Origin of the sequence: Frankia tisae (assembly GCF_025403405.1) — a bacterium.
GTDB lineage: Bacteria > Actinomycetota > Actinomycetes > Frankiales > Frankiaceae > Frankia > Frankia tisai.
Genome location: NZ_JANEZT010000080.1, coordinates 1 through 20032 on the forward strand (window position 1 = coordinate 1; position 20032 = coordinate 20032).

The window sequence follows — 20032 nt, forward strand, 5'->3', positions numbered from 1 at the left end:
ACCGCAAGCTGGTCGCCGTCCTCGCCGGTCCCGCACTCACCGCGGCCGACCTCGACGAGGTCGCCGGGCTGGTCCGGGCGTTCGGGCTCGACCCCGTACTGGTGCCGGACCTGTCCGGCTCGGTCGACGGCCATCTCGCCCCGGCCTGGCAGCCGACGACGACCGGCGGCACGGGCGTCGCCGAGCTGCGCTCGCTGCGCCACGCCGGCGCCGTCCTCGTCGCCGGCGCGACCGCCGCCCCCGCGGGCGAGCTGCTCGCCGCCCGCACCGGTGCCCCGCTGCTGCGCCACCGGCACCTGTCCGGTCTGACCGAGATGGACGCCCTGGTCACCGAGCTGATGGCGCTCACCGGCCGGACCGCCCCCGAGCGGGTCCGCCGCGACCGGGCCCGTCTCGCCGACGGCCTGCTCGACGCGCACTTCGTGCTCGGCGGCGTCCGGGTGGCGATCGCCGGGGAGCCCGAGACCCTGCTGGCCGCCGGTTCGCTGCTGCGCGACGTCGGCGCCGAGATCGTGACCGCGATGTCGCCGACCCCGGCGCCGGCCCTCGCCGACGCGCCCTGGGCCGAGGTCGTCATCGGCGACCTGGCCGAGTTCGCCGAACGGGCGCAGGCCGCCGGTGCCGAGCTCGTTCTCGGCTCCAGCCACGCCCGGGGAATCGCGGAGCGGATCGGCGCCGCGTTCCTGCCGATCGGGTTCCCGATCTTCGACCGGCTGGGAGCGGCGCTGGCCGGCACCGCCGGCTACGTCGGCAGCCTGCGGCTACTGATCGACGCGGCGAACCGTGTCCTCGACCACGGGCACGGGCACGCCCGGCCGGGTCGGCCGTCGCTGCCCGCGTCGCCCGAATCCGCCGCGGCCGGTCATCGTGCCGGCCCCGAGATCCCCCAGCAGGGGCGCGGCACGGCAGAACCCGACGAACTCGACAACCTGTTCCAGGAGTCCCCGTGTTGAAGATCGCCTTCGCGACCAGCGACGGCACCGCTGTGGACCAGCACTTCGGCTGGTGCCGACGGTTCGACGTCTACGAGGTCGGCCCCGAGGGGTCACACCTGCTGGAGACCCGCCTGCTGGAGGCGGCGTCCGACGACGAGCAGGACAAGATCGAATCCAGGCTGGCCGCGGTCACGGACTGCGCGATCCTCAACATCGCCGACATCGGCGGCACCGCCGCGGCGAAGGTCGTCAAGGCCAAGATCCATCCCGTGAAGGTGGCCAAGGGCGCCAGCGTCTCCGATCTGCTGACCCGCTACGTCGCGACGCTGGCCGGGTCTCCGCCGCCCTGGCTGCGCAAGGTCCTCAAGCACAGCGAGTCGCAGCCGGCCGCGCAGAGCTGGACCCGCAGCGTCGCCGCCGTTCTGAAGGGAGACGCGGCATGAGCGAGGCGAAGGACTTCCTGCGTGACCTGCTCGACCAGGTCCGGGCCGGCGACTCCTACGGCCAGCTCGATCGGTTCTCCGACGACCAGCTGCTCGCCCCGTTCGTGTTGACCAAGGAGCAGCGCCGCACGATCGCGACCAACTGTGACCTCGATATCGCCACCGGGGCCCGGCTGCGGTCGTTCTACCAGGCGATCGCCGCCGCCACCGAGAAGGCGACCGGCGCGTTCACCACGACGATCCTCGACCTCAACAGCGAGGGTTTCGGCCGGGTGATCATTTTTGCGGGCCGACTCGTCGTGCTCGACAATGCGCTGCGCGACGTGCAGCGGTTCGGCTTCAACTCGTTCGAGGAGCTCGCCGCCCGCGGCGAGGCCCTGGTGAGCGGGGCGACCAAGCTGATCGAGCGCTGGAGCGAGGTCGCCCGCGATGACTCCTGAGACGCCGGCCCCGGACACCGCGGGCCTCGACACCGCAGGCCTCGACACCGCCGCCGCCCAGCAGCGGCTGCGCAAGCTCCACAGCAAGGCCACCCAACTCAAGCTCGATCTTCACGACCTCGCCGAGGACCTCCCGATCGGCTGGGAGGGCCTGCTCGACGTCGCCCGCCGAACCTATGACGCCTACGCCGAGATTGCCCTGTTGGAGGGCCTGGCCGAGAAGGAGACGTCGCGATGAGCGCGACCACCGACGCCGGCCAACTGGCCGAGTTCCACCGCTGCTCCACCGCGGAGGAGTACTTCACCCTGCTGGAGGTCGACTACGACCCGCGGGTCGTGGCCGTCAACCGGCTGCACATCCTCAAGCACTTCGCCGGCGAGCTGGCCAAGCTGCCCGAAGCCGGAGCCGACGCGGAGAACCCACGGCATCTCCTGCGTGACTACCGCGACGCGCTTGTCCGCTCCTACGAGGCGTTCACCAACGCCGGCGCGCTGGACCACCGCCTGTTCAAGGTGCTGAAGGATCGCGCACCGCAGGCGGCGGCCTTCGTGCCGGCGTCCGAGATCACCGTGCAGCGGTTGGGGTCCACCCAGCCGTCGGAAACGTCCGAGCCGACGGAGGAGTCCCGATGACCAGCAACACCTACGACGTCGGCGACGTCGTCATGGCCGCCAAGGCGCTGCGTAACGACGGCACCTACCCGGATCCGGCGATCTCCATCGGCGAGATCCTGGTCGAGGAGGGCACCCGCGGCCAGGTCATCAACGTCGGCCTGTACCTGCAGGAGCACATCGTCTACGCGATCGCCTTCGAAAACGGCCGCATCGTCGGCGCGTTGGAGCGCGAGCTCACCGCCGTCGAGGATGCAGCGGACGAGGAGCCCGGGGACGCGCAGCCGGCGCAGGCGCAGCCGGCCGCGAAGACGACGGCCGCCGGGGCTGCGGCGGAGGGCTCGGCCCCGGCCGCCGTCCTGGTGGCAGAGAAGGTGCCAGCCGAGCCCGCCGCGCACAGCACCCACGACGGGGCCGCCGGGCCGGCGGCGAAGTCCTGCAAGCACGGGTCCTCGAACTGCAAGTCCGCCAAGGCGGACACCGAGGCCGCGGCGCCGGCTGTGCCCGCGAAGCCCACGCCGTCTGCCAAGCCCACGCCGTCTGCCAAGCCCACGCCGCCGGCCAAGACTGTCGGCGCGGGCACGCCCGGCGTGAAGGACGGCCGTCGGTGAGCGGCTGCGCGAGCACGACGAGCTGCGGCACCAGCGCTCCCGTGCAGGACCCGGAGATCGCGCAGAAGATCGCCAACCATCCGTGCTACAGCGCCGAGGCGCACCAGTACTACGCCCGCATGCACGTCGCGGTCGCGCCCGGCTGCAACATCCAGTGCAACTTCTGCAACCGGAAGTTCGACTGCGCCAACGAGAGCCGGCCAGGCGTCACGAGCACGCTGCTGACTCCCGAAGACGCATTCGCCAAGGTCAAGCTGGTCGCCAGCGAGATCAAGCAGATGAGCGTGCTGGGGATCGCCGGGCCCGGTGACCCGCTGGCGAACCCGAAGCCGACCTTCCGCACGATGGAACTGGTGGCCCGGGACTGCCCGGACATCAAGCTGTGCCTGTCGACCAACGGCCTGCGGCTGCCCGAGTTCGTCGACCGGATCGCCGACCTCAACGTCGACCACGTCACGATCACGATCAACATGATCGACCCCGAGGTCGGCGAGCAGATCTACCCGTGGATCACCTGGCGCGGCAAGCGGTACACCGGCCGGGAGGCGTCGAAGATCCTCTCTGAGCAGCAGCTCGCGGGGCTTGCGGCGCTGACCGAGCGGAAGATCCTCTGCAAGGTCAACTCGGTGATGATCCCCGGGATCAACGATGAGCACCTCGTCGAGGTCTCCCGGACCGTCAAGGGGCTCGGGGCCTTCCTGCACAACGTGATGCCGCTGGTCTCGGCCCCCGAGCACGGCACCCACTTCGGCCTGACCGGCCAGCGCGGCCCGACCCCGCAGGAGCTCAAGGCCCTGCAGGACCGGTGCGAGCAGGACGACGGCGCCGAGATGAACATGATGCGCCACTGCCGGCAGTGCCGCGCGGACGCGGTCGGCCTGCTCGGCGAGGACCGCGGCGACGAGTTCCTGCCCGAGACGTTCCGGGGCCGGGAGATCGGCTACGACCTCGCCGGCCGCCAGCAGGCGCACGAGGAGATCGAGCGCTGGCGCACCGAGGTCGCCGCCACCCGGCAGACCCTCAACATCTCCACCGGCGCGCGCACCCCCGACGCGCCGGCGGCCGAGCCCGTCCGGCCGGACGAGGTCGTCCTCGTCGCGGTCGCCACCAAGGGCAGCGGCGTCGTCAACCAGCACTTCGGCCACGCCGGCGAGTTCTGGATCTATGAGGGCGGTCCCGGCTGGGCCCGCCTGGTGCAGACCCGCGACGTCGACCGCTACTGCAACGGCCCGTCCGACTGCGACGAGGACGTCTCCAAGCTCGATCGCACCATCGAGATGCTGTCCGACTGCGCAGCCGTGCTGTGCAGCAAGATCGGCCTCGGGCCGCGTGAGGCGCTCGAGGAGGCCGGCATCGAGCCGGTCGAGATCTACGACCTGATCGACAAGGCGGTGGCCGAAGTCGGCGCCCGCCTCGTCTCCAACCGCACCCCTGCGGAGGTAGGCACCCCATGACCGCGACCGCCACCGTCATCGAACTGACCGACAAGGCCGTGGCGCAGGTGCGCCACCTGCTCGGCTCGACCCAGGGCACCGAGGGGTTCGCCCTGCGCATCGGGGTCGACCCGGGCGGCTGCTCCGGCTACACCTACAAGCTTGCCCTCGTGCCCGGCGCCGAGACCGGCGATGTCGTGTTGCCGCAGGACGGCTTTGACGTCGTCGTGCACACCTCCAGCGTCGACCTGCTGCGCGGGATGCGCGTCGACTACACCGAGACGCTGACCTCCTCCGGCTTCACCTTCGCCAACCCGAACGCGAAGAGCTCCTGCGGGTGCGGGTCGTCGTTCGGCTCGTCCGACGATCCCGAGCGCACCGCGGCCGACGCGAAGCTGCGCGAGCAGGTCGAGGAGATCATGGAGGAGATCCGCCCGCTGCTGCGCGGGGACGGCGGGGACGCCGAGGTCGTCGCCGTCCTCGCCGGGGGCGGGCAGCCCGGCTCCGCCGAGGTACACCTGCGCCTGACCGGTGCCTGCGGCGGCTGCTCCAGCGCGAACGCGACGCTGACCGGCGTGATCGAGGCCCGGCTCAGGCAGGAGCTGCCGGAGATCGGCCGGGTCGCGCTGGTCGCCTGAGGCGCCCCGCCCGAACGGGGGTGACGGCGGCGGGTGACCGCGGGTCCGCGGACCTGCCGGCCGCCCGGCGCCGCCACCCCCCAGCGGGCGATCCGCCCGACCACCCGGTCCCGACCACCTGGTTCCGACCACCCGGTCCCGACCGACCCGACTGATCGGGTCGTCTTCCCCCGTCCTGCCGAATCCGCGGAGAGCTCGATGGTCACTGCTCGGTCTCACTCCCACCCGCGCCTGCGGTCGATGTGCCCCGGCCCGCCCGCGCGGATCCTGCCCGTACAGGCGGCGCGGCCTGCGGCGGAGACTTCTCGACGCTTCGACCGGCAGTTGACCATCCCTGGCTTCGGGGTATCGGCCCAGCGGCGGCTGAGCCAGGCGACGGTCCTGGTGGCCGGCGCCGGCGGCGCCGGCGTCGGCGGCGTCGGCGGGGCGGCCGCGACCTATCTCGCCGCCGCCGGGGTCGGCCGCCTCATCCTGATCCATCCGGGCGACCTCGCGGACCCGGCCGTGCCCGGCCTGATCGCCGAGGCGGACATCGTCGTCGACGCCCGGCACAACTTTCCCGAGCGGTATTTGATCAACCGGCTGTGCGTGCGGGCGGGGGTGCCGCTGGTCGTCGCCGCGATGAACGCCACCGAGGCGTATCTGATGGTGGTCCGGCCGGGGGAGCCGTGCCTGCGCTGCGTGTTCCCCGAAGGCGACCCGGCCTGGGAACCGCTCGGCTTCCCGGTGCTCGGCGCCATCGCGGGCACGGTGGGCTGCCTGGCCGCGACGGAGGCGCTCAAGGTCGTCGGCGGTTTCGCCGAGCCGGCCGTCGGCCGCCTCGTCCATGTCGACCTGTGGGACGTCGACCTGCGCACCCCGCGGACCCGGCGCGACCCGGCCTGCCCGGACTGCGGCCCGGGGAGCACGCCGTGATCTACCTCGACCACAATGCGACGACGCCGGTCGACCCCGAGGTCCTCAACGCCATGCTGCCGCTGCTGCGGGAGCACTTCGCCAACCCGGCGAGCCCGCACCCGGCCGGTCAGGCGGTGGCCCGGCTCGTCGACCGGGCTCGCCGCGACGTCGCCATCCTCGCCGGCGCACGCCCGCGCGACGTGGTGTTCACCAGCGGCGCGACCGAGGCGGCCAACCTGGCGATCACCGGGGTCCTCGCCACGGCGCCCCCGAACCGGCGCCGCGTCCTGGTCGGGGCCACCGAGCACCCGGCGGTCCGCGCCGCGGCGCAGGCCGCCGTCGAGCTGCACGGGGGCCGCGTGCAGACGGTCCGGGTGCACCCGGACGGCGCCATTGACCTGTCCCACCTGCGCGCGCTGCTGCACCCCATGCCGCCGTCCACCGCTGGGTCGGCCGCGGATCCCGAGGGCTCAGGGGGCCCCCGGGGCCGCGGCGAGGCCGACGAGGTTGCCCTGGTCGCGGTCATGGCGGCCAACAACGAGACGGGGTCGCTCAACGACCCGCGACCGGTTGCCGCCCTCGCCCACGAGGCGGGGGCCCTGTTCCTGTGCGACGTCACCCAGGCGTTCGGCCGCATCCCGGTCTCGGTCACCGAGATGGGGATCGACCTCGCCGTCGCGTCCGCGCACAAGATGTACGGCCCGAAGGGCACCGGTGCGCTGATCGCCGGCCGGTCGGTGCGGGCCCGCCTCGCGCCGCTGATCCACGGCGGCGGGCAGGAACGCGGCCTGCGCGCCGGCACCCTCAACACCCCCGGCATCGTCGGTTTCGGTGCCGCGGCCCGCATCGCCGCCGCGATGATGGACGACGAGGCCATCCGGCAGCGGGCCCAGACGGACCTGCTGTTCGACCTGCTCGTCGGGTGGCTCGGCGCGGAGGCGCTGGAGGTCAACGGGCCGGTCGAGGACGGCAGCGCCCGGCCCGGCCTGGTCCGGCTGCCGAACACGTTGAACCTGCGCTTCGTCGGCGCCGACGCGGACGCCGTCCAGTCCTGCCTGCCCGACGTGGCGGTGTCCGCCGGCTCCGCCTGCCACGGCGGGGGGAGCGAGCCGTCCCCGGTGCTGCTCGCCATGGGCCGTTCGGCGGCCGCCGCGCGGGAGAGCCTGCGGTTCAGCGTGGGTCGGTTCACCACCGTGGACCAGATCCACGCCGCCGCCGCGACGGTGGCCCGCGCCGTGCTGCGCGTGCAGTCCCTTCGGGCGGTCGGGTCCGGCGAGGTCCCCCCGCCCGCCGAACCCGGGGAGCCCGAGCTGCCGGCGGCGAGCGGCCGGCCCGCCGCTGGCTGGACCGGCGAGGTCTCCCCGACCCCGGGGCGGACCCCGGAGCTTCCTGTTCCTCGGTCTGCCCTGCCCTGATGACCGGCCCGCGCTGCCAGTCTCGCCACGCGTGGTCCTGGCACTCCCGGCGCGGGATCGCGACGTTGAGATGAGGTCCCTCATGCCCACCGAGCAGTTGTCCGAACGGTCCGAAGGGGCCAGACGGCTGGAGAACGTGGTAATCCGCTTCGCCGGCGACTCCGGCGACGGGATGCAGCTCACCGGTGACCGATTCGGCGCCCAGGCGGCCGCGATCGGTAACGATGTGGCGACGCTGCCGAACTACCCGGCGGAGATCCGCGCCCCAGCGGGCACCGTGGCCGGCGTCTCGAGCTACCAGCTCCACATCGCCGACCACGACATCCGGACTCCCGGTGACCAGCCTGATGTCCTCATCGCCATGAACCCCGCGGCGCTGAAGGCCAACGTCGCCGAGCTGCGCCCCGGCGGCGTCATCATCCTGGACACCGATTCGTTCACGGTGCTGGGGCTCGAAAAGGCCGGCTACGACATCGACCCGCTGACCGACGGCTCGCTGGACGCCTTCCAGGTGCACGCCATCAACCTGACCGGGTTCGCCGCGGCCGCCGTCGCCGATCACAACCTCAAGCGCAAGGACGCCGCGCGGACGAAGAACATGTTCGCCCTCGGCCTGGTGTCCTGGATGTTCAGCCAGCAGATCGAGGACACGATCGCCTACCTGCAGAAGCGCTTCGCCTCGAAGCCCGACGTGCAGGCCGCGAACGTCTCCGCGCTGCGCGCCGGCTGGATCTACGGCGAGACGACCGAGGCCTTCGCGAACGTCTACGAGGTGAAGCCGGCCCCGCTCCCGGCTGGCACCTACCGGCACATGAAGGGCAACAAGGCCGTCGCCTACGGCCTGGTGGCCGCGGCGCACCAGGCCGCGATGCCGCTGTTCCTCGGCGCCTACCCGATTACCCCGGCGTCGGAGATCCTGCACGAACTGGCCGCGCTGGCCTCCAACGACGTGCGGTCCTTCCAGGCCGAGGACGAGATCGCGGCCATCGGCGCGGCGATCGGCGGGTCCTACGCCGGCATGCTCGGGGTGACGGTCACCTCGGGTCCCGGGATGGCGCTCAAGGCCGAGGCGCTCGGCCTCGCCGTGATCATGGAGCTGCCGCTCGTCATCGTCAACGTGCAGCGCGGCGGGCCGTCCACCGGCCTGCCGACCAAGACCGAGCAGTCCGACCTGCTGCAGGCGCTCTACGGCCGGCACGGCGAGGCGCCGATGCCGGTGATCGCGGTGCGCTCGGCGGCGGACGGCTTCGACGCCGCGATGGAGGCCGCGCGGATCGCGCTGGCCTACCGCACCCCGGTCATCCTGCTCTCCGACGCCTACATCGCCAACGGCAGCGAGCCCTGGCGGGTCCCCGAGGTCGAGGAGCTGCCGTTCATCGGGATCGACCTGGCCACCGAGCCGAACGGGGTCGACGCGGACGGCAACCCGATCTTCCTGCCGTACGCGCGTGACCCGGTGACCCTCGCCCGGCCGCTGGCGATCCCCGGCACCCCGGGGCTGACCCACCGGATCGGCGGTCTGGAGAAGGCCGACCTCACCGGCGCGGTGTCCTACGACCCGGACAACCACGATCTCATGATCCGGACCCGGCAGTCGAAGATCGACGGCATCGACGTGCCGCCGCTGGAGGTCGACGACCCGAGCGGTCCGCCCGGATCCGGTGCGGACGTGCTCGTGATCGGCTGGGGTTCGACGTGGGGCCCGATCGGGGAGGCCTGCCGGCAGGTGCGGGCCGAGGGAATGAAGGTCGCCCAGGCCCACCTGCGCCACATCGTGCCGCTGCCGGCGAACCTCGCCTCGGTGCTCTCCGAGTACCACACCGTGCTCGTGCCCGAGATGAACCTCGGCCAGCTCGCCGGCCACCTGCGCCGCGAGACCCTCATCGACACCGTCGGTTACAACCAGACCCGCGGGATGCCGTTCCGGACGGCGGAGCTCGCCTCCGTCATCACTCGGGTGATCCAGGGCATCGACGAGGACGCCTCGGGCGCCGCCGGTACGAAGCCGGTAGGCGACGTCGGCGCGCGCCTCGCGGCGATGTCGGAGGCGGGGGCGGCGAAGCCCGCGGCCCGCGCCAGCACGGCCACTGCCAACCAGCACGACGTGACCCGGGAGGCGGGACGATGAGCACGGTCAACGGAAAAGCCGAGGAGCCGGTCGGCGGCACGAGCGGCCGGCGGGCGCCGACGGTGGCGGACTTCACCACCGGCCAGGAAGTTCGCTGGTGCCCCGGCTGCGGGGACCACGCGATCCTGTCGACGATGCGCGGGCTGCTGCCAGCCCTCGGTGTCGCGCCCGAGAACACCGTGGTGGTATCGGGCATCGGCTGCTCCTCGCGGCTGCCGTACTACCTCGACACCTACGGCATCCACTCCATCCACGGTCGGGCGCCGTCGTTCGCGACCGGCATCTCGATCAACCGGCCGGATCTGTCGGTGTGGGTCGTCACCGGTGACGGCGACGCGCTGGCCATCGGCGGCAACCACCTGATCCACGCGCTGCGGCGCAACGTGAACCTCAAGATCCTGCTGCTCAACAACCACATCTACGGGCTGACCAAGGGGCAGGCCTCGCCGACGTCCAAGGTCGGCACGATCGGTCCGTCGAGCCCGTTCGGCTCACTCGACAACCCGTTCAACCCGATCGCGCTCGCGCTCGGGGCCGGGGCGACGTTCGTGGCCCGCACGATCGACTCCGACCGCCGCCACCTCACGGCGACGCTGACCGCCGCCGCGGCACACAAGGGCGCGGCGCTGGTGGAGATCAGGCAGGGCTGCCCCACGTTCAGCGCGATCCCCCGTCAGCCCAGCCGGGCCGCCGGCCAGGAGAGCCCCGCGGAGCCGGACAACCCCGCGGCGCCCGAGCACGGCCCGATTCGGCTCTCGCCCGGCCTGCCGATCGTCTTCGGCGCCAAGGAGCAGTGGGGCGTGGTCCGCGACCCGAGCACCGGTGAGCTGGGTATCGGCCACGGCGGCGACTCCCGCGTCGTCGTCCACGACCCGGGCACCCAGAACTCCACCTACGCCTATGGGCTCGCCCGCCTGGCGGAGACGTCGCTCGCCGAGCCGCCGATCGGGGTGTACCGGTCGGTCTCCCAGCCGAGCTTCGACGAGCTCTACCAGGAGCGGCTGGCGACGGCCCGCCCCGACGGCCGTGGTGACCTGCGGTCGCTGCTCACGGGCAGTGACTCCTGGGTGGTCGCCGGCTAGCAACCAGACCGCCGGCCGGGGAGCTGCGCCCCCGGCCGGGGCGGACGGGTGGCCGGGCGGACCGCCCGTCCCGTGATGAGAGGGGACCAGATCGACTTCGGTCGGTCTGGTCCCCTCTGACGCGTCCGGGCCCGATGGTGGCATGGCCGGAGCGGCCGCCTCGGAATGCCCGGTGGGAATGCCCGGTGGGAATGCCACTTCGAATGGCCCCGCGTGGGGGACCGGCCAGGGCGAAAATCCTTGGGGTTACCGGAATGAGAGAGACCAGAATTCACTCGGCGACGCATGGCGGTGATGCATGGCGGCGACGCATGGAAATGCCGCCGGCCGGCCGCATTGCTGCGGCCGGCCGGCGGTGTGGTGGTGTGAAGTTGAAAGGCCGGTGCCCGGACGGGGGTGGTCCTGAGCACCGGCCGTAGCCGGCGGTCCCGCTGACGCCGTGGCCGCGTCAGCCTTCGCCGGCGGCTTGTGCCGTCAGCGTCCGTACCCCGCGACGAAGGGGGTGTCGGCCCTGATCGGGCCTACCCTGCCTGCGCCGCCCGGATCGCCGACGGGAACATCCCGCCCAGGCAGGATGGTGTTGAAGAAGCGGGCCTCGTCCACGATGAACTCGAATTCCGCCGGTGGTACCAGCTTGACGCTCATGATCGCGTCGACCGGGCAGGCCGACTCGCACGCCGCGCAGTCGATGCACTCGTTTGGATTTATGTACAGCTTCCGAGCGCCCTCGTAGATGCAGTCGACGGGACATTCGCCCAGGCAGGCGGTATCCTTTACATCAATGCAGGCGGACGTGACGACAAACGTCATGAGTGCCTTCTTTACCGGTCGCCGGGACGGGTCGAGTGTTGAAGGCGGGCCGGGACCGCGGTGACCCGCGGATCGATGGTGGACCCCGTCGTCGATCACGGAATCCGTGCCACCGGAAACGGTCCGATTTCTACGGTTCGGCCTTACGTGCGGCTTCCAGGAAAGCGTAACAGGAGACTGCTCTGGATGGCGAGATCGGCTGTAAAGGAAGCGTAAACAAGTCGATCCGTGTTCAGTGGCTTTCGATGCGAAGATCCCAAGGCCCCGGAAAAACCTAAGGATAAGTCCAAGGAAAAGTTTTTCCTGGCCCTGGCTGGCCGCCGCCGCCGCAGCGGCCCCGCCGGGGTCGGTGCGGTGTGGTGCGGTGTGGTGCGTTGTGGACGGTCCCGGGGCTCGGACCGTGCACAACGCACCGCAACCGGCCCCGCCCGGGTTCGGCCTTATGCGCCCAGAGGGTTCGGTGCCCGTTTCGTCCCGCTGGCAAGGGCAGGCGAGGCCGGGCCGGGCGGCGTGGTGAGGGGCGGAGTCAGATCTTGGCGGCGCGCACGGCGTCGGCCAGGCTGGAGGTCGGCCGGCCGAGCAGCCGCTGCAGGTCGTCCGCGTCGACGTCGAGTGCACCGCCACGGATCGACCCGTCGATGCCGGCGAACAGGCCCGCGGTCGTCTCGTCGAGCCCGGCCTGGCCCAGCGCGGTGGCGAGCTCCGCAACCGTGACGTCTCGGTAGGTGACGGTGGTGCCGGTGACCTCGGTGATCGTCGCGGCCAGCTCGGCGAGGGTGAACGGCGTGCCGCCGAACTCGTAGATCGCGTTGTCGTGTCCCGAGGTCGTCAGGACCTTCGCGATGCCCGCGGCGAAGTCGGCCCGGGAGGCCCCCCTGATCCGGCCGTCGCCCGCGGCACCGAGGACGAACCCCTGGCTGAGGTACTGACCCAGCTGGGCGGTGTAGTTCTCGTAGTACCAGTTGATGCGCAGCACCGTGAACGGCACCCCCGCGGCCGCGAGCACCTCCTCGGTGGCCTTGTGCTCGGCGGCGAGGGACAGGTCGGTCACGTCGGCCCGCGGCGCGCTGGTGTAGACGATCCGCCCGACGCCGCCCGCCTTCGCCGCCTCGATCACGGCGGTGTGCTGGGCGACGCGCTGGCCGAGCTCGCTGCCCGAGACGAGCAGCAGGGTGTCGACCCCGGCCAGGGCGGCGGGCAGGCTTGCCGGGTCCGAGTAGTCGCCCGCCCGGACCTGCACCCCGCGCTCGGCGAGATCGGCGGCGCGGGCGGGCGTCCGCGCCACCGCGACGATTGTCGACGGCTCGACGCCGGACTGGAGGAGCTCCTCGACGACGAGCCGGCCGAGGTGTCCCGTGGAGCCGGTGACGGCGATGGTGGCCATGGATGTTCTCCCTGTTGGTTGTGGTTTCCTTTGGTAAGTACTAACCATAAGATAGCGACAGTCCCAGGCGGGATCGTAGGCTTGTGGTCATGTCCTGCGAGCGTGATATGGCGGTGGGCGAGCCGTGTCCTGGGGAGGTCGGTCCCAGCGATGAGCTCGTCAGCGATGTCTTCGCCCGGGGCTGCAGCTCGCGGGCGGCGCTCGAGGACGTGGGGTCCAAGTGGGGAATGCTCGCTATGCTCGCGTTGGGCGAGGGTAGCTACCGGTTCAATGCGCTGCGTCGCCGTGTCGAGGGTGTCAGCGAGAAGATGCTCTCCCGGACGCTGCAGCTCCTGGAGCGCGACGGTCTCGTGCTCCGCGAGGTGGTCAGCACGATCCCGGCGCGGGTCGAGTACTCGCTGACCCCGCTGGGCGGCCTGGTCGCGGCGCAGCTGCGCGTCCTCGCCGACCTGTTCGAGGGGTCGGCGGCCGAGATCAGTCGGGCTCGGACGGCCTACGACGCCGACCGGAGGCCGTGACGGCGCCGGAACTGGCGTAACTGGCGGGGGTGGTCTCCGCCTCCGCGGGCGCAGGCGGGGCGTCGGCGAGACGGCGGCTCATCGATTCGGCGATCCGGTGGGCCTGGAGCTTGGCGCGATCAGTGTGCGGACCGCTGTGCAGGTTGTCGACGGTCGCCATCCACAGCTCCAGCCAGCGGGTGAACAGCTCGGGCGTGAGCCGGACACGGGCGTGCAGCTCGGCGTGCACCCCGAAGGCGTTGCGCCGGTAGGTCCCGGCCCGGAAGATCACCGCCTGCCAGAAGTCGCAGATCACCGGCAGGTGCGCGGGAAGGTCGAGCTGCGCGACGTCGACGAAGATGGGGCCGAGCTGCGGATCGGCGAACGCCCGTCGGTAGAACTCTGTGACGAGCGTCACGATGTCCGCCCGCGTGTTGATGTCCGGACGCTCGCTGACGTCCGGCCGCCCGACGGCGTTCGGCTGTGCCCGCATACCCGAGACTACGTCCCTTCGGGTAGAGCAGGTGCCACCCCGCGCCGACCGTCGAAAGCGAATACCCCGATCGGGGCATTCGAATATGACCATCACCACACCTGCGTCCGCGGTGCGCGGGCGGTGTCGGTGCCGCTACGGATGTGGGGGGCGACAGGTCCAGGCAGTTGGCGTACCGTCAGAAAGGCTTCAATTCGGGGTCCGTATGCGGACTTCCGGCCGGCGGCGTTCCCACTTTCTCACCCTGCCGACCGCGCTTCGAGTCGGCCACAAATCCTGAGGTGCCAGATGACGTCGGGTCTGCCCGTCAACTCGTTCGACGTACTGCTGGTGGAGGATGATCCGGGGGACGTCCTCATGACCCGCGAGGCGTTCGCCGATGATCGGATCAGCGGCCAGCTGCACGTCGTGAACGATGGCATCGAGGCCATGGCCTTCCTGCGGCGCGAAGAGCCGTTCACCGACGCTCCCGCCGCCGACCTGGTCCTGCTGGACCTCAACCTCCCGCGCCGCAACGGCATCGAGGTGCTGGCGGAGATCAAGGATGACGAGGAGCTGCGCCGCATCCCCGTCGTGGTGCTCACGACGTCGGACGCGGCCGAGGACATCCTGCGCAGCTACAACCTGTATGCCAACGCCTACGTGACGAAGGCGGTTGATTTCGATCGATTCGTCGACGACGTGCGTTTCATCGACGACTTCTTCATCACGGTCGTCCGCCTGCCCCGCCGCTGAGGGAGGGGTCCCGGCGCCGCCTCGACCAGGCGATCGTGGGCGCCTCGATCTGCGGCCAGAGCCAGCGTCGTCGGCGCCAGATCCACGGTCGGGTACCTCGCGCAGGTCGACCTGCGCGAAACGAGGACATCGGCGCAGCACGATCGCGCGCCGCCGGGCTCTCAACGCAGTTTCGGCGCGTGGCTCCGGTGAGGAGCCACGCGCCGAACGCAAAGCTTGGGGTGGTGCGACCTTAGGCGGGAGTCACGTTGTCCGCCTGCGGCCCCTTCTGGCCCTGCACGATCTCGAACTGGACGCTCTGGCCCTCATCCAGGGACTTGTAGCCGTCCGCCACGATCGAGGAGTAGTGGACGAACACGTCCGGGCCGCCACCGTCGACGGAGATGAATCCGAAGCCCTTCTCCGCGTTGAACCACTTGACGGTACCCTGCGCCACGATACTTTCTCCTTGCCGCGCTCCCGGTAGGCGTCCTTCGCGTACCGGCCTCGCACCAGACCCCGACCGATCCGTGGTCTGGTCGTGCCGTTCTCTAGCGTTAGGTCACGCACCGAGAAACAAGCAACACCTCCAGCCTACCCCCCGGTCGGCCCGGCGCGCTGGACCAGCGGCGGACTCAGGTCGGTTCGGGCCCGGCCGTCACCCGCCGAGCGCCCGGGTCAGCGCCAGCGCCGCAGGTCCCGGCCGGCCGGTCCAGAGCAGCTCGGCTCGCAACTCCGGGGCGGCCCCGACGGGCGGCATGCCGACCAGGTCCGCCCGGAAAGCACCGGAGCCGTCTCGGTCGCCGTCATGCCGGTCGTGGTGGCGGTCGCCGCCCCCGGCCGGTGCGAGCGGCCGGCAGGGGGCGAGCCGGAGACGGGGAAGCAACCCGAGGCCGTGACCGGCGGCGATCAGCGCCAGCAGGCTCGCGACGTCCGCGCCGTCGTAGCGCAGCTGCGCCCGGAACCGCGGCTCTCCGGTCACGACCCGAAGATCGGCCACCGCGTTCGCCACCTCGGGCGCGTCGATCCACCGGGCGTCGACGAGGTCGGCCACGGCCGCATCCCCGGCCTGCTGGATGCGTTGCGCCGGCGGGACGGGCTGCCGGTGGACGCCTACTGGATCCCGACCAACGAGGCGGCGGCCGCGGGGACGCTCGACGGCTTCGACGGCGTCTGGCTGGTGCCGGGCAGCCCGTATGCCAGCGAGGCCGGCGCGCTCGCCGCGCCCCACCCGCCGATCGTGCCGATCGCGTGTGCCCTGAACGTCACGAGGGCGCTATCCGGATCACCCGCGACTCCCTCTCCGAGCGGGTCATCGGCGCGGACCGCACGGTCGAGCGCTACTACTGTTCCTACGGGATCAATCCGGACCACGTCGGCCTGCTGCTCGCCCATGGCCTGCGGTTCAGCGGGGTGGACGAGTCCGGCGACGTCCGCATCCTCGAACTGCCCGGCCACCCCTTCTTCCTGGCGACGCTGTTCCCGCCGGAGCTCGGCTCCGACGCCAGCCGCCCGCACCCGGTCATCCGCGGCTTCGCCGAAGCCGCCGTGGCGGCCTGAGGCCGTGCCGCCGACCTCGCCGCCGACCTCGCCGGGCCCGGTACCTGCGGCTCGGTGCCGCCGGAGAGGCCGGCCTCGTCCCCCGCGCTGCGGTGCTCCGTCCCCGATGTCCTGCTCGGCCGTGTGTTAGTGGCTGCGGGCTGGGGATGAGCGTTGCATCCGACACCGACGTCAGCCGGGAGGCAACATGGCGAGCACGGTACAGGAATCGATCGAAGTCCACGTCCCGATTCGCACCGCTTACAACCAGTGGACCCAGTTCGAGTCCTTCCCGAACTTCATGGACGGTGTCGAATCCATCGCGCAGCTCGACAACACCCACACCCACTGGAAAATCAAGGTAGGTGGGCAGGAGCGCGAGTTCGACGCCACAATCACCGAACAGCTGCCCGACGAGCGGGTGGCGTGGAAGAGCACCGAAGGCACCACCCATGCCGGCGTGGTGACCTTCCACCGGCTTGCGGACGACGAGACCCGGGTGACGGTCCAGATGGACTGGAAGCCCGAGGGGCTCGCCGAGAAGGCGGGTGCCGCCGTCGGCCTGGACGACCGGCGGGTCAAGGCCGACCTCAAGCGGTTCAAGTCGTTCATCGAGCATCGCGAGACCGAGACCGGCTCCTGGCGCGGTGAGGTGCCCCGGCCCGACGCCGCCGGGCCTGCCGGCAGCGCGGGCGGCTACCGCGAGGACCGGGCGCCGGACGACAGGTCCGTCGACGCTCCGGGCGCCTCGGGCTTCCCCGGTTCGGGTGGTTCCTCGGGCGCTCCCGGCAGCGGTGGCGCACCGTACACCCCCGGATCGGGCGGTGCGGCCGGTGGCCGGCCCTCGGGCGCCCAGGACCGGACTCCGGGAAGCCCCGCCGGCGGTTGGTGACCACCGCGCAGCGGTGAACAACGAGCAGCGGTGAACAACGAGCGGTGCGGCCGGTCCCCTTGCTGGACCGGCCGCACCGCTCGTTTGCTTCCAGGCCGCCCGGCACCGTTCCCCGCACCCCCGCCCGCTGGGAGGTGACGGGTAGGTAACAACCTTCCGCCCGCCGGACATGGCTTCGCGGGACCGGCATACGTTTCGATCCACCGCCCCCGACGGCGTGTGATAGTCCGAACGTCGGGGCGGCGCATCCGGCCGTGCCGCGAGGAGGAAGGACGTCGATGCGGGACCTCCGTTCCCTGCCCAAGGGGCATCTGCACCTGCACTTCGAGCTGGGGATGCGGCCGGCGACGCTCGCCGATCTCGCCGCCTCTGCGGGCATCCCGACCCCTCGTACCAGCGGATTCACCGAATTTGCCGGCTTCAGCGACGTGATCGGCGGGATCCTGCCGGTCTTCCGCCGGCCGGCGGACTTCGAGCGGCTGGTCGACGAGATGGTCAGCGACGCGGCGGACGAGGGCATCGTCTACCTCGAGCCCAGCTTCTGGCCGTACGCCCACCTGGGTGTGTTCGGCAGCGCCGAGGCTGCCTGGGAGACCGTGCTGGCCCGATCGGAACAGGCAGGTGCCCGGTACGGGGTGACGGTTCGCTGGATGGCCGCGGTGGACCGCGTCTACGACTCCCCCGAGCAGGCGGTGGAGGTGGCCCGCATGGCCCTTGGCCACGCCGACCGGGGAGTCGTCGGCCTCGGGCTGCACAACGACGAGAACGGCTGGCCGCCGGAGCCGTTCGCGGCGGCGTTCCGGCTCGCCCGGGAGGGCGGCCTGCTGTCCACTCCGCACGCCGGCGAGCTCGACGGCCCGGAGTCGGTGCGTGGCGCCATCGAGACCCTGGGTGCCGACCGCCTGCAGCACGGCATCCGGGCGATCGAGGACCCGGCGCTCGTCGACGAGCTGCTCGACCGTGCCACCTGCCTGGACGTCTGTCCCACCTCCAACCTGTTGCTGTCGGTGGTGCCGTCGATGGCCGCGCACCCGCTGCCGGCACTGCTGCGCGCCGGGGTGCGCTGCTCCATCAACGCGGACGATCCGCTGCTGTTCGGCCCCACCTGTCTGGAGGAGTACGAGCTGTGCCGGCGTGAGCTCGGCCTGTCAGACGAGGATCTGGCGGCCTGCGCGCGTAGTTCGGTGCTCGCCGGCGCGGCCCCGGAGCCGGTGCGGACGGCGGCCCTGGCCGGCATCGACGCCTGGCTCGCGACGCTGGCCACGCCGGCCCCGCTGACCGCGCCGGCCACGCCGGCCCCGCTGGCCGCGGGCTGAGCCGGGCGCACGCGGACGCCCTGGTACGCCCGGTGAGTGGAAGCGGCCCGGCGGCGGGTGACCGGCCGCGGCGGGTGGTCATCGCGCCCGACTCGTTCAAGGGGTCGGCGACCGCGACGGAGGTCGCCGCGGCGCTCGGGGACGGCTGGCGCTCGCGGCGACCCCACGACGAGATCGTGGCGCTGCCGATCGCCGACGGCGGCGAGGGCACCCTGGACGTCTTCGCCGCCGCCGTGCCCGGATCGGTCCGCCATCCGGTGCGTGCGACCGGCCCGGACGGGCGCCGTCACGACGCCGAATGGCTGGCGCTGCCCGGGGGCGTCGCCGTGGTCGAACTCGCGCGGGCGAGCGGCCTGCCGCTGATGCTGGCCCCGGACGCCCTGCGGGCTCAGACCATCGGCCTCGGTGAGGCGCTGGGGGCCGCCCTGGCCGGCGGCGCGACGCGGATCCTGGTCGCACTGGGCGGTTCGGCCTCGACCGACGGCGGCACCGGTGCCCTCGCCGCCCTGGGGGCCCGTTTCCTCGATGCACGTGGGGCGCAGCTGCCATCGGGCGGCGGTGCTCTGACGGGGCTCGCCCGGGTGGACCTGTCGGGGCTGCAGTCGCCGCCACCCGGGGGGGTGCGCTGCCTCGTTGACGTCGACGCCCCCCTACTGGGCCCCGCGGGCGCGGCTGCCGTGTTCGGTCCGCAGAAGGGGGCGGGCCCGGCCGATGTCGACCGGCTGGCGGCCGGGCTGCGCAGGCTGGCCGAGCTGCTCGGCGGTGACCCGACGGCCCCGGGTGCGGGCGCGGCGGGCGGCACCGCCTACGGCCTTGCCGCGGCCTGGGGCGCCGATCTGGTGCCGGGCGTCCAGACGATCACCGAGGCGGCCGGGCTTCCCGCCGCGCTCGCCGGGGCCGGCTGGGTGGTGACCGGCGAGGGCCGCTTCGACCGGACCTCCCTGGCGGGCAAGGTGGTCGGCGGGGTGCTGGCCCTGGCTCGGGCGGCGGATGTGCCCGTGCTCCTGGCGGCGGGCCAGGTGGATGCCCCCCGTCCGGAGGGTGCCGTCGCCGAGGTCGCCCTGGCCCGGCTGGCGGGGGGCGCGCAGGCCGCGATGGCCGAGCCGCTGCGCTGGCTGCGCGCGGCCGGCGCGGAGCTAGCCGACCTGGCCCCGGCGCCCCCGCCCGACGGTCCCGCCTGGGCCGGCTGAGGCACGCGCCTGGTTGCCCGTTTTCGGGCTTGGTGGACCAATTGCATGAGGTTGAGTGCGCCTGCGGCGTCGGAAACCGTCGACAACCTCCTGCAACTGCGCGATCTGCGGCGCGATGTTGACTCAGGGGAGTTGCAAGCCGACCCGGCAGGACGCGGATCCAGGTCGGTTCAGATCGGGATAGCTCAGACGGTGCGGTTCATCCCGGTCAGGATGTAGCCGATCTTGCGCCAGGTGTTCGGCCCGCAGATGCCGTCGTCGGGGATGCGGCCGAACCACGGCGACGCGTAGCGCTGCAGAGAGGCGACCCGTGCGGTGGTGCGTGGCCCGTAACCACCGTCCGGCTCGATGCGGTTGGGATCACCGGTCGGCGCCTCGTGGCCGAAAATGATGTTCAGCGCGTTCTGGAGCGCCACCACGTCCGCTCCGTGGTCGCCCTCGCGCAGCGTCGGCCGGCCGGTGTAGCGGTCGCGGGGATCGGACGCCGCGCCGTGGTCACTGCCGACGGCGAGCGCCAGGATGTCGGGGCGGCGGGCCGCCCGGCGGTCGCCGGGGCAACTATG

The 20032-nt window shown here is 72.1% G+C and carries 24 protein-coding genes and 1 pseudogene; 18 read left to right on the forward strand and 7 right to left on the reverse strand.

Translation table 11 applies throughout. The features are described from left to right. The 12 genes and pseudogenes from NBZ85_RS10315 to NBZ85_RS10370 all read left to right on the forward strand — a co-directional run. On the forward strand, positions 1-953 hold a 953-nt coding region (locus NBZ85_RS10315; protein WP_308205170.1), incomplete at its 5' end, for a nitrogenase component 1. Beyond that, a complete protein-coding gene (gene nifX / locus NBZ85_RS10320; protein ID WP_261556125.1) occupies positions 947-1378 on the forward strand; it encodes a nitrogen fixation protein NifX in 432 nt (143 codons plus the stop codon). The genes NBZ85_RS10315 and nifX, both read left to right, overlap by 7 nt. After that, on the forward strand, positions 1375-1818 hold the full coding sequence (locus NBZ85_RS10325; RefSeq protein WP_261556126.1) for a NifX-associated nitrogen fixation protein: 444 nt from the start codon (positions 1375-1377) through the stop codon (positions 1816-1818). Before nifX ends, NBZ85_RS10325 begins: the two co-directional genes overlap by 4 nt. Continuing rightward, positions 1808-2056, forward strand: coding sequence for a CCE_0567 family metalloprotein (locus tag NBZ85_RS10330; RefSeq protein ID WP_261556127.1), 249 nt, complete (start codon positions 1808-1810; stop codon positions 2054-2056). Before NBZ85_RS10325 ends, NBZ85_RS10330 begins: the two co-directional genes overlap by 11 nt. Beyond that, a complete protein-coding gene (gene nifW / locus NBZ85_RS10335; protein ID WP_261556128.1) occupies positions 2053-2451 on the forward strand; it encodes a nitrogenase-stabilizing/protective protein NifW in 399 nt (132 codons plus the stop codon). The genes NBZ85_RS10330 and nifW overlap by 4 nt, the downstream gene beginning before the upstream one ends. Next, positions 2448-3041, forward strand: coding sequence for a nitrogen fixation protein NifZ (locus NBZ85_RS10340; RefSeq protein ID WP_261556129.1), 594 nt, complete (start codon positions 2448-2450; stop codon positions 3039-3041). Before nifW ends, NBZ85_RS10340 begins: the two co-directional genes overlap by 4 nt. Before the next feature lie 2 nt (positions 3042-3043). After that, positions 3044-4495, forward strand: a pseudogene (gene nifB, locus NBZ85_RS10345) (nitrogenase cofactor biosynthesis protein NifB); the annotation flags it as partial. After that, the gene (locus NBZ85_RS10350; RefSeq protein WP_261556131.1) at positions 4492-5112 is read left to right on the forward strand and encodes an iron-sulfur cluster assembly accessory protein; all 621 of its coding nucleotides are present in this window, start codon (positions 4492-4494) and stop codon (positions 5110-5112) included. The pseudogene nifB and the gene NBZ85_RS10350, both read left to right, overlap by 4 nt. 198 nt (positions 5113-5310) lie before the next feature. Continuing rightward, on the forward strand, positions 5311-6027 hold the full coding sequence (locus NBZ85_RS10355) for a HesA/MoeB/ThiF family protein (protein WP_261556132.1): 717 nt from the start codon (positions 5311-5313) through the stop codon (positions 6025-6027). Continuing rightward, positions 6024-7424 (forward strand): cysteine desulfurase family protein, encoded by a 1401-nt coding sequence (locus tag NBZ85_RS10360; RefSeq protein WP_261556133.1) that lies wholly within the window; start codon positions 6024-6026, stop codon positions 7422-7424. Before NBZ85_RS10355 ends, NBZ85_RS10360 begins: the two co-directional genes overlap by 4 nt. Positions 7425-7506: 82 nt before the next feature. Continuing rightward, the gene (locus NBZ85_RS10365) at positions 7507-9552 is read left to right on the forward strand and encodes a 2-oxoacid:acceptor oxidoreductase subunit alpha (RefSeq protein ID WP_261556134.1); all 2046 of its coding nucleotides are present in this window, start codon (positions 7507-7509) and stop codon (positions 9550-9552) included. Beyond that, entirely contained in the window at positions 9549-10634 is a 1086-nt protein-coding gene (locus tag NBZ85_RS10370; protein WP_261556135.1) for a 2-oxoacid:ferredoxin oxidoreductase subunit beta, read from the forward strand. Before NBZ85_RS10365 ends, NBZ85_RS10370 begins: the two co-directional genes overlap by 4 nt. Before the next feature lie 474 nt (positions 10635-11108). Here the strand turns inward: NBZ85_RS10370 and fdxA are convergent, their stop codons facing one another. Together fdxA and NBZ85_RS10380 are read right to left on the reverse strand one after the other, a co-directional pair. Then, positions 11109-11444, reverse strand: coding sequence for a ferredoxin (fdxA, locus tag NBZ85_RS10375; protein WP_261556137.1), 336 nt, complete (start codon positions 11442-11444; stop codon positions 11109-11111). A 526-nt stretch (positions 11445-11970) separates the two neighbouring features. Continuing rightward, positions 11971-12828, reverse strand: coding sequence for an SDR family oxidoreductase (locus NBZ85_RS10380; RefSeq protein ID WP_261556138.1), 858 nt, complete (start codon positions 12826-12828; stop codon positions 11971-11973). A gap of 89 nt (positions 12829-12917) precedes the next feature. Here NBZ85_RS10380 and NBZ85_RS10385 point away from each other — a divergent pair, with 89 nt between their 5' ends. Then, positions 12918-13346: a winged helix-turn-helix transcriptional regulator gene (locus tag NBZ85_RS10385; protein WP_261556139.1), complete on the forward strand. Its 429-nt coding sequence runs from the start codon at positions 12918-12920 to the stop codon at positions 13344-13346. Here NBZ85_RS10385 and NBZ85_RS10390 read toward each other — a convergent pair. Next, positions 13303-13818: a group III truncated hemoglobin gene (locus NBZ85_RS10390; protein WP_261556140.1), complete on the reverse strand. Its 516-nt coding sequence runs from the start codon at positions 13816-13818 to the stop codon at positions 13303-13305. The two genes, NBZ85_RS10385 and NBZ85_RS10390, sit on opposite strands and share 44 nt — an antisense overlap. A gap of 288 nt (positions 13819-14106) precedes the next feature. On the opposite strand from NBZ85_RS10390, the gene NBZ85_RS10395 reads away from it, so the two are divergent. Then, the gene (locus NBZ85_RS10395) at positions 14107-14553 is read left to right on the forward strand and encodes a response regulator (RefSeq protein WP_261556141.1); all 447 of its coding nucleotides are present in this window, start codon (positions 14107-14109) and stop codon (positions 14551-14553) included. A gap of 232 nt (positions 14554-14785) precedes the next feature. On the opposite strand, the gene NBZ85_RS10400 is transcribed toward NBZ85_RS10395, so the two are convergent. From NBZ85_RS10400 to NBZ85_RS34010, 3 genes are all read right to left on the reverse strand, one after another. After that, a complete protein-coding gene (locus NBZ85_RS10400; protein WP_009741546.1) occupies positions 14786-14989 on the reverse strand; it encodes a cold-shock protein in 204 nt (67 codons plus the stop codon). Between the two features lie 201 nt (positions 14990-15190). Beyond that, positions 15191-15586: a hypothetical protein gene (locus NBZ85_RS10405; RefSeq protein WP_261561861.1), complete on the reverse strand. Its 396-nt coding sequence runs from the start codon at positions 15584-15586 to the stop codon at positions 15191-15193. A gap of 59 nt (positions 15587-15645) precedes the next feature. Beyond that, positions 15646-15801, reverse strand: a complete 156-nt coding sequence (locus tag NBZ85_RS34010) for a hypothetical protein (protein ID WP_261556144.1) — start codon at positions 15799-15801, stop codon at positions 15646-15648. On the opposite strand from NBZ85_RS34010, the gene NBZ85_RS34015 reads away from it, so the two are divergent. The 4 genes from NBZ85_RS34015 (at position 15784) to NBZ85_RS10430 (ending at position 19469) form a co-directional block, all read left to right on the forward strand. Then, a complete protein-coding gene (locus tag NBZ85_RS34015; RefSeq protein WP_261561862.1) occupies positions 15784-16092 on the forward strand; it encodes a CTP synthase in 309 nt (102 codons plus the stop codon). The two genes, NBZ85_RS34010 and NBZ85_RS34015, sit on opposite strands and share 18 nt — an antisense overlap. Positions 16093-16279: 187 nt before the next feature. After that, on the forward strand, positions 16280-16963 hold the full coding sequence (locus tag NBZ85_RS10420; RefSeq protein ID WP_261556146.1) for an SRPBCC family protein: 684 nt from the start codon (positions 16280-16282) through the stop codon (positions 16961-16963). A 278-nt stretch (positions 16964-17241) separates the two neighbouring features. Further along, entirely contained in the window at positions 17242-18279 is a 1038-nt protein-coding gene (gene add / locus NBZ85_RS10425; protein ID WP_261556147.1) for an adenosine deaminase, read from the forward strand. 32 nt (positions 18280-18311) lie between these two features. Beyond that, a complete protein-coding gene (locus NBZ85_RS10430) occupies positions 18312-19469 on the forward strand; it encodes a glycerate kinase (protein WP_261556148.1) in 1158 nt (385 codons plus the stop codon). Positions 19470-19654: 185 nt separating this feature from the next. Here the strand turns inward: NBZ85_RS10430 and NBZ85_RS10435 are convergent. After that, a partial coding sequence (locus NBZ85_RS10435; protein WP_261561863.1) for a peptidoglycan-binding domain-containing protein occupies positions 19655-20032 on the reverse strand: 378 nt, incomplete at its 5' end.

What these genes read in the sequence shown, in the direction of transcription:
- NBZ85_RS10325 (WP_261556126.1), top strand. Translation starts at nt 1,375, where the DNA reads ATGAGCGAGGCGAAGGACTTCCTGCGTGACCTGCTCGACCAGGTCCGG.
- NBZ85_RS10330 (WP_261556127.1), top strand. Translation starts at nt 1,808, where the DNA reads ATGACTCCTGAGACGCCGGCCCCGGACACCGCGGGCCTCGACACCGCA.
- nifW (WP_261556128.1), top strand. Translation starts at nt 2,053, where the DNA reads ATGAGCGCGACCACCGACGCCGGCCAACTGGCCGAGTTCCACCGCTGC.
- NBZ85_RS10340 (WP_261556129.1), top strand. Translation starts at nt 2,448, where the DNA reads ATGACCAGCAACACCTACGACGTCGGCGACGTCGTCATGGCCGCCAAG.
- NBZ85_RS10350 (WP_261556131.1), top strand. Translation starts at nt 4,492, where the DNA reads ATGACCGCGACCGCCACCGTCATCGAACTGACCGACAAGGCCGTGGCG.
- NBZ85_RS10355 (WP_261556132.1), top strand. Translation starts at nt 5,311, where the DNA reads ATGGTCACTGCTCGGTCTCACTCCCACCCGCGCCTGCGGTCGATGTGC.
- NBZ85_RS10365 (WP_261556134.1), top strand. Translation starts at nt 7,507, where the DNA reads ATGCCCACCGAGCAGTTGTCCGAACGGTCCGAAGGGGCCAGACGGCTG.
- NBZ85_RS10370 (WP_261556135.1), top strand. Translation starts at nt 9,549, where the DNA reads ATGAGCACGGTCAACGGAAAAGCCGAGGAGCCGGTCGGCGGCACGAGC.
- fdxA (WP_261556137.1), bottom strand. Translation starts at nt 11,444, where the DNA reads ATGACGTTTGTCGTCACGTCCGCCTGCATTGATGTAAAGGATACCGCC.
- NBZ85_RS10380 (WP_261556138.1), bottom strand. Translation starts at nt 12,828, where the DNA reads ATGGCCACCATCGCCGTCACCGGCTCCACGGGACACCTCGGCCGGCTC.
- NBZ85_RS10385 (WP_261556139.1), top strand. Translation starts at nt 12,918, where the DNA reads ATGTCCTGCGAGCGTGATATGGCGGTGGGCGAGCCGTGTCCTGGGGAG.
- NBZ85_RS10390 (WP_261556140.1), bottom strand. Translation starts at nt 13,818, where the DNA reads ATGCGGGCACAGCCGAACGCCGTCGGGCGGCCGGACGTCAGCGAGCGT.
- NBZ85_RS10395 (WP_261556141.1), top strand. Translation starts at nt 14,107, where the DNA reads ATGACGTCGGGTCTGCCCGTCAACTCGTTCGACGTACTGCTGGTGGAG.
- NBZ85_RS10420 (WP_261556146.1), top strand. Translation starts at nt 16,280, where the DNA reads ATGGCGAGCACGGTACAGGAATCGATCGAAGTCCACGTCCCGATTCGC.
- add (WP_261556147.1), top strand. Translation starts at nt 17,242, where the DNA reads ATGCGGGACCTCCGTTCCCTGCCCAAGGGGCATCTGCACCTGCACTTC.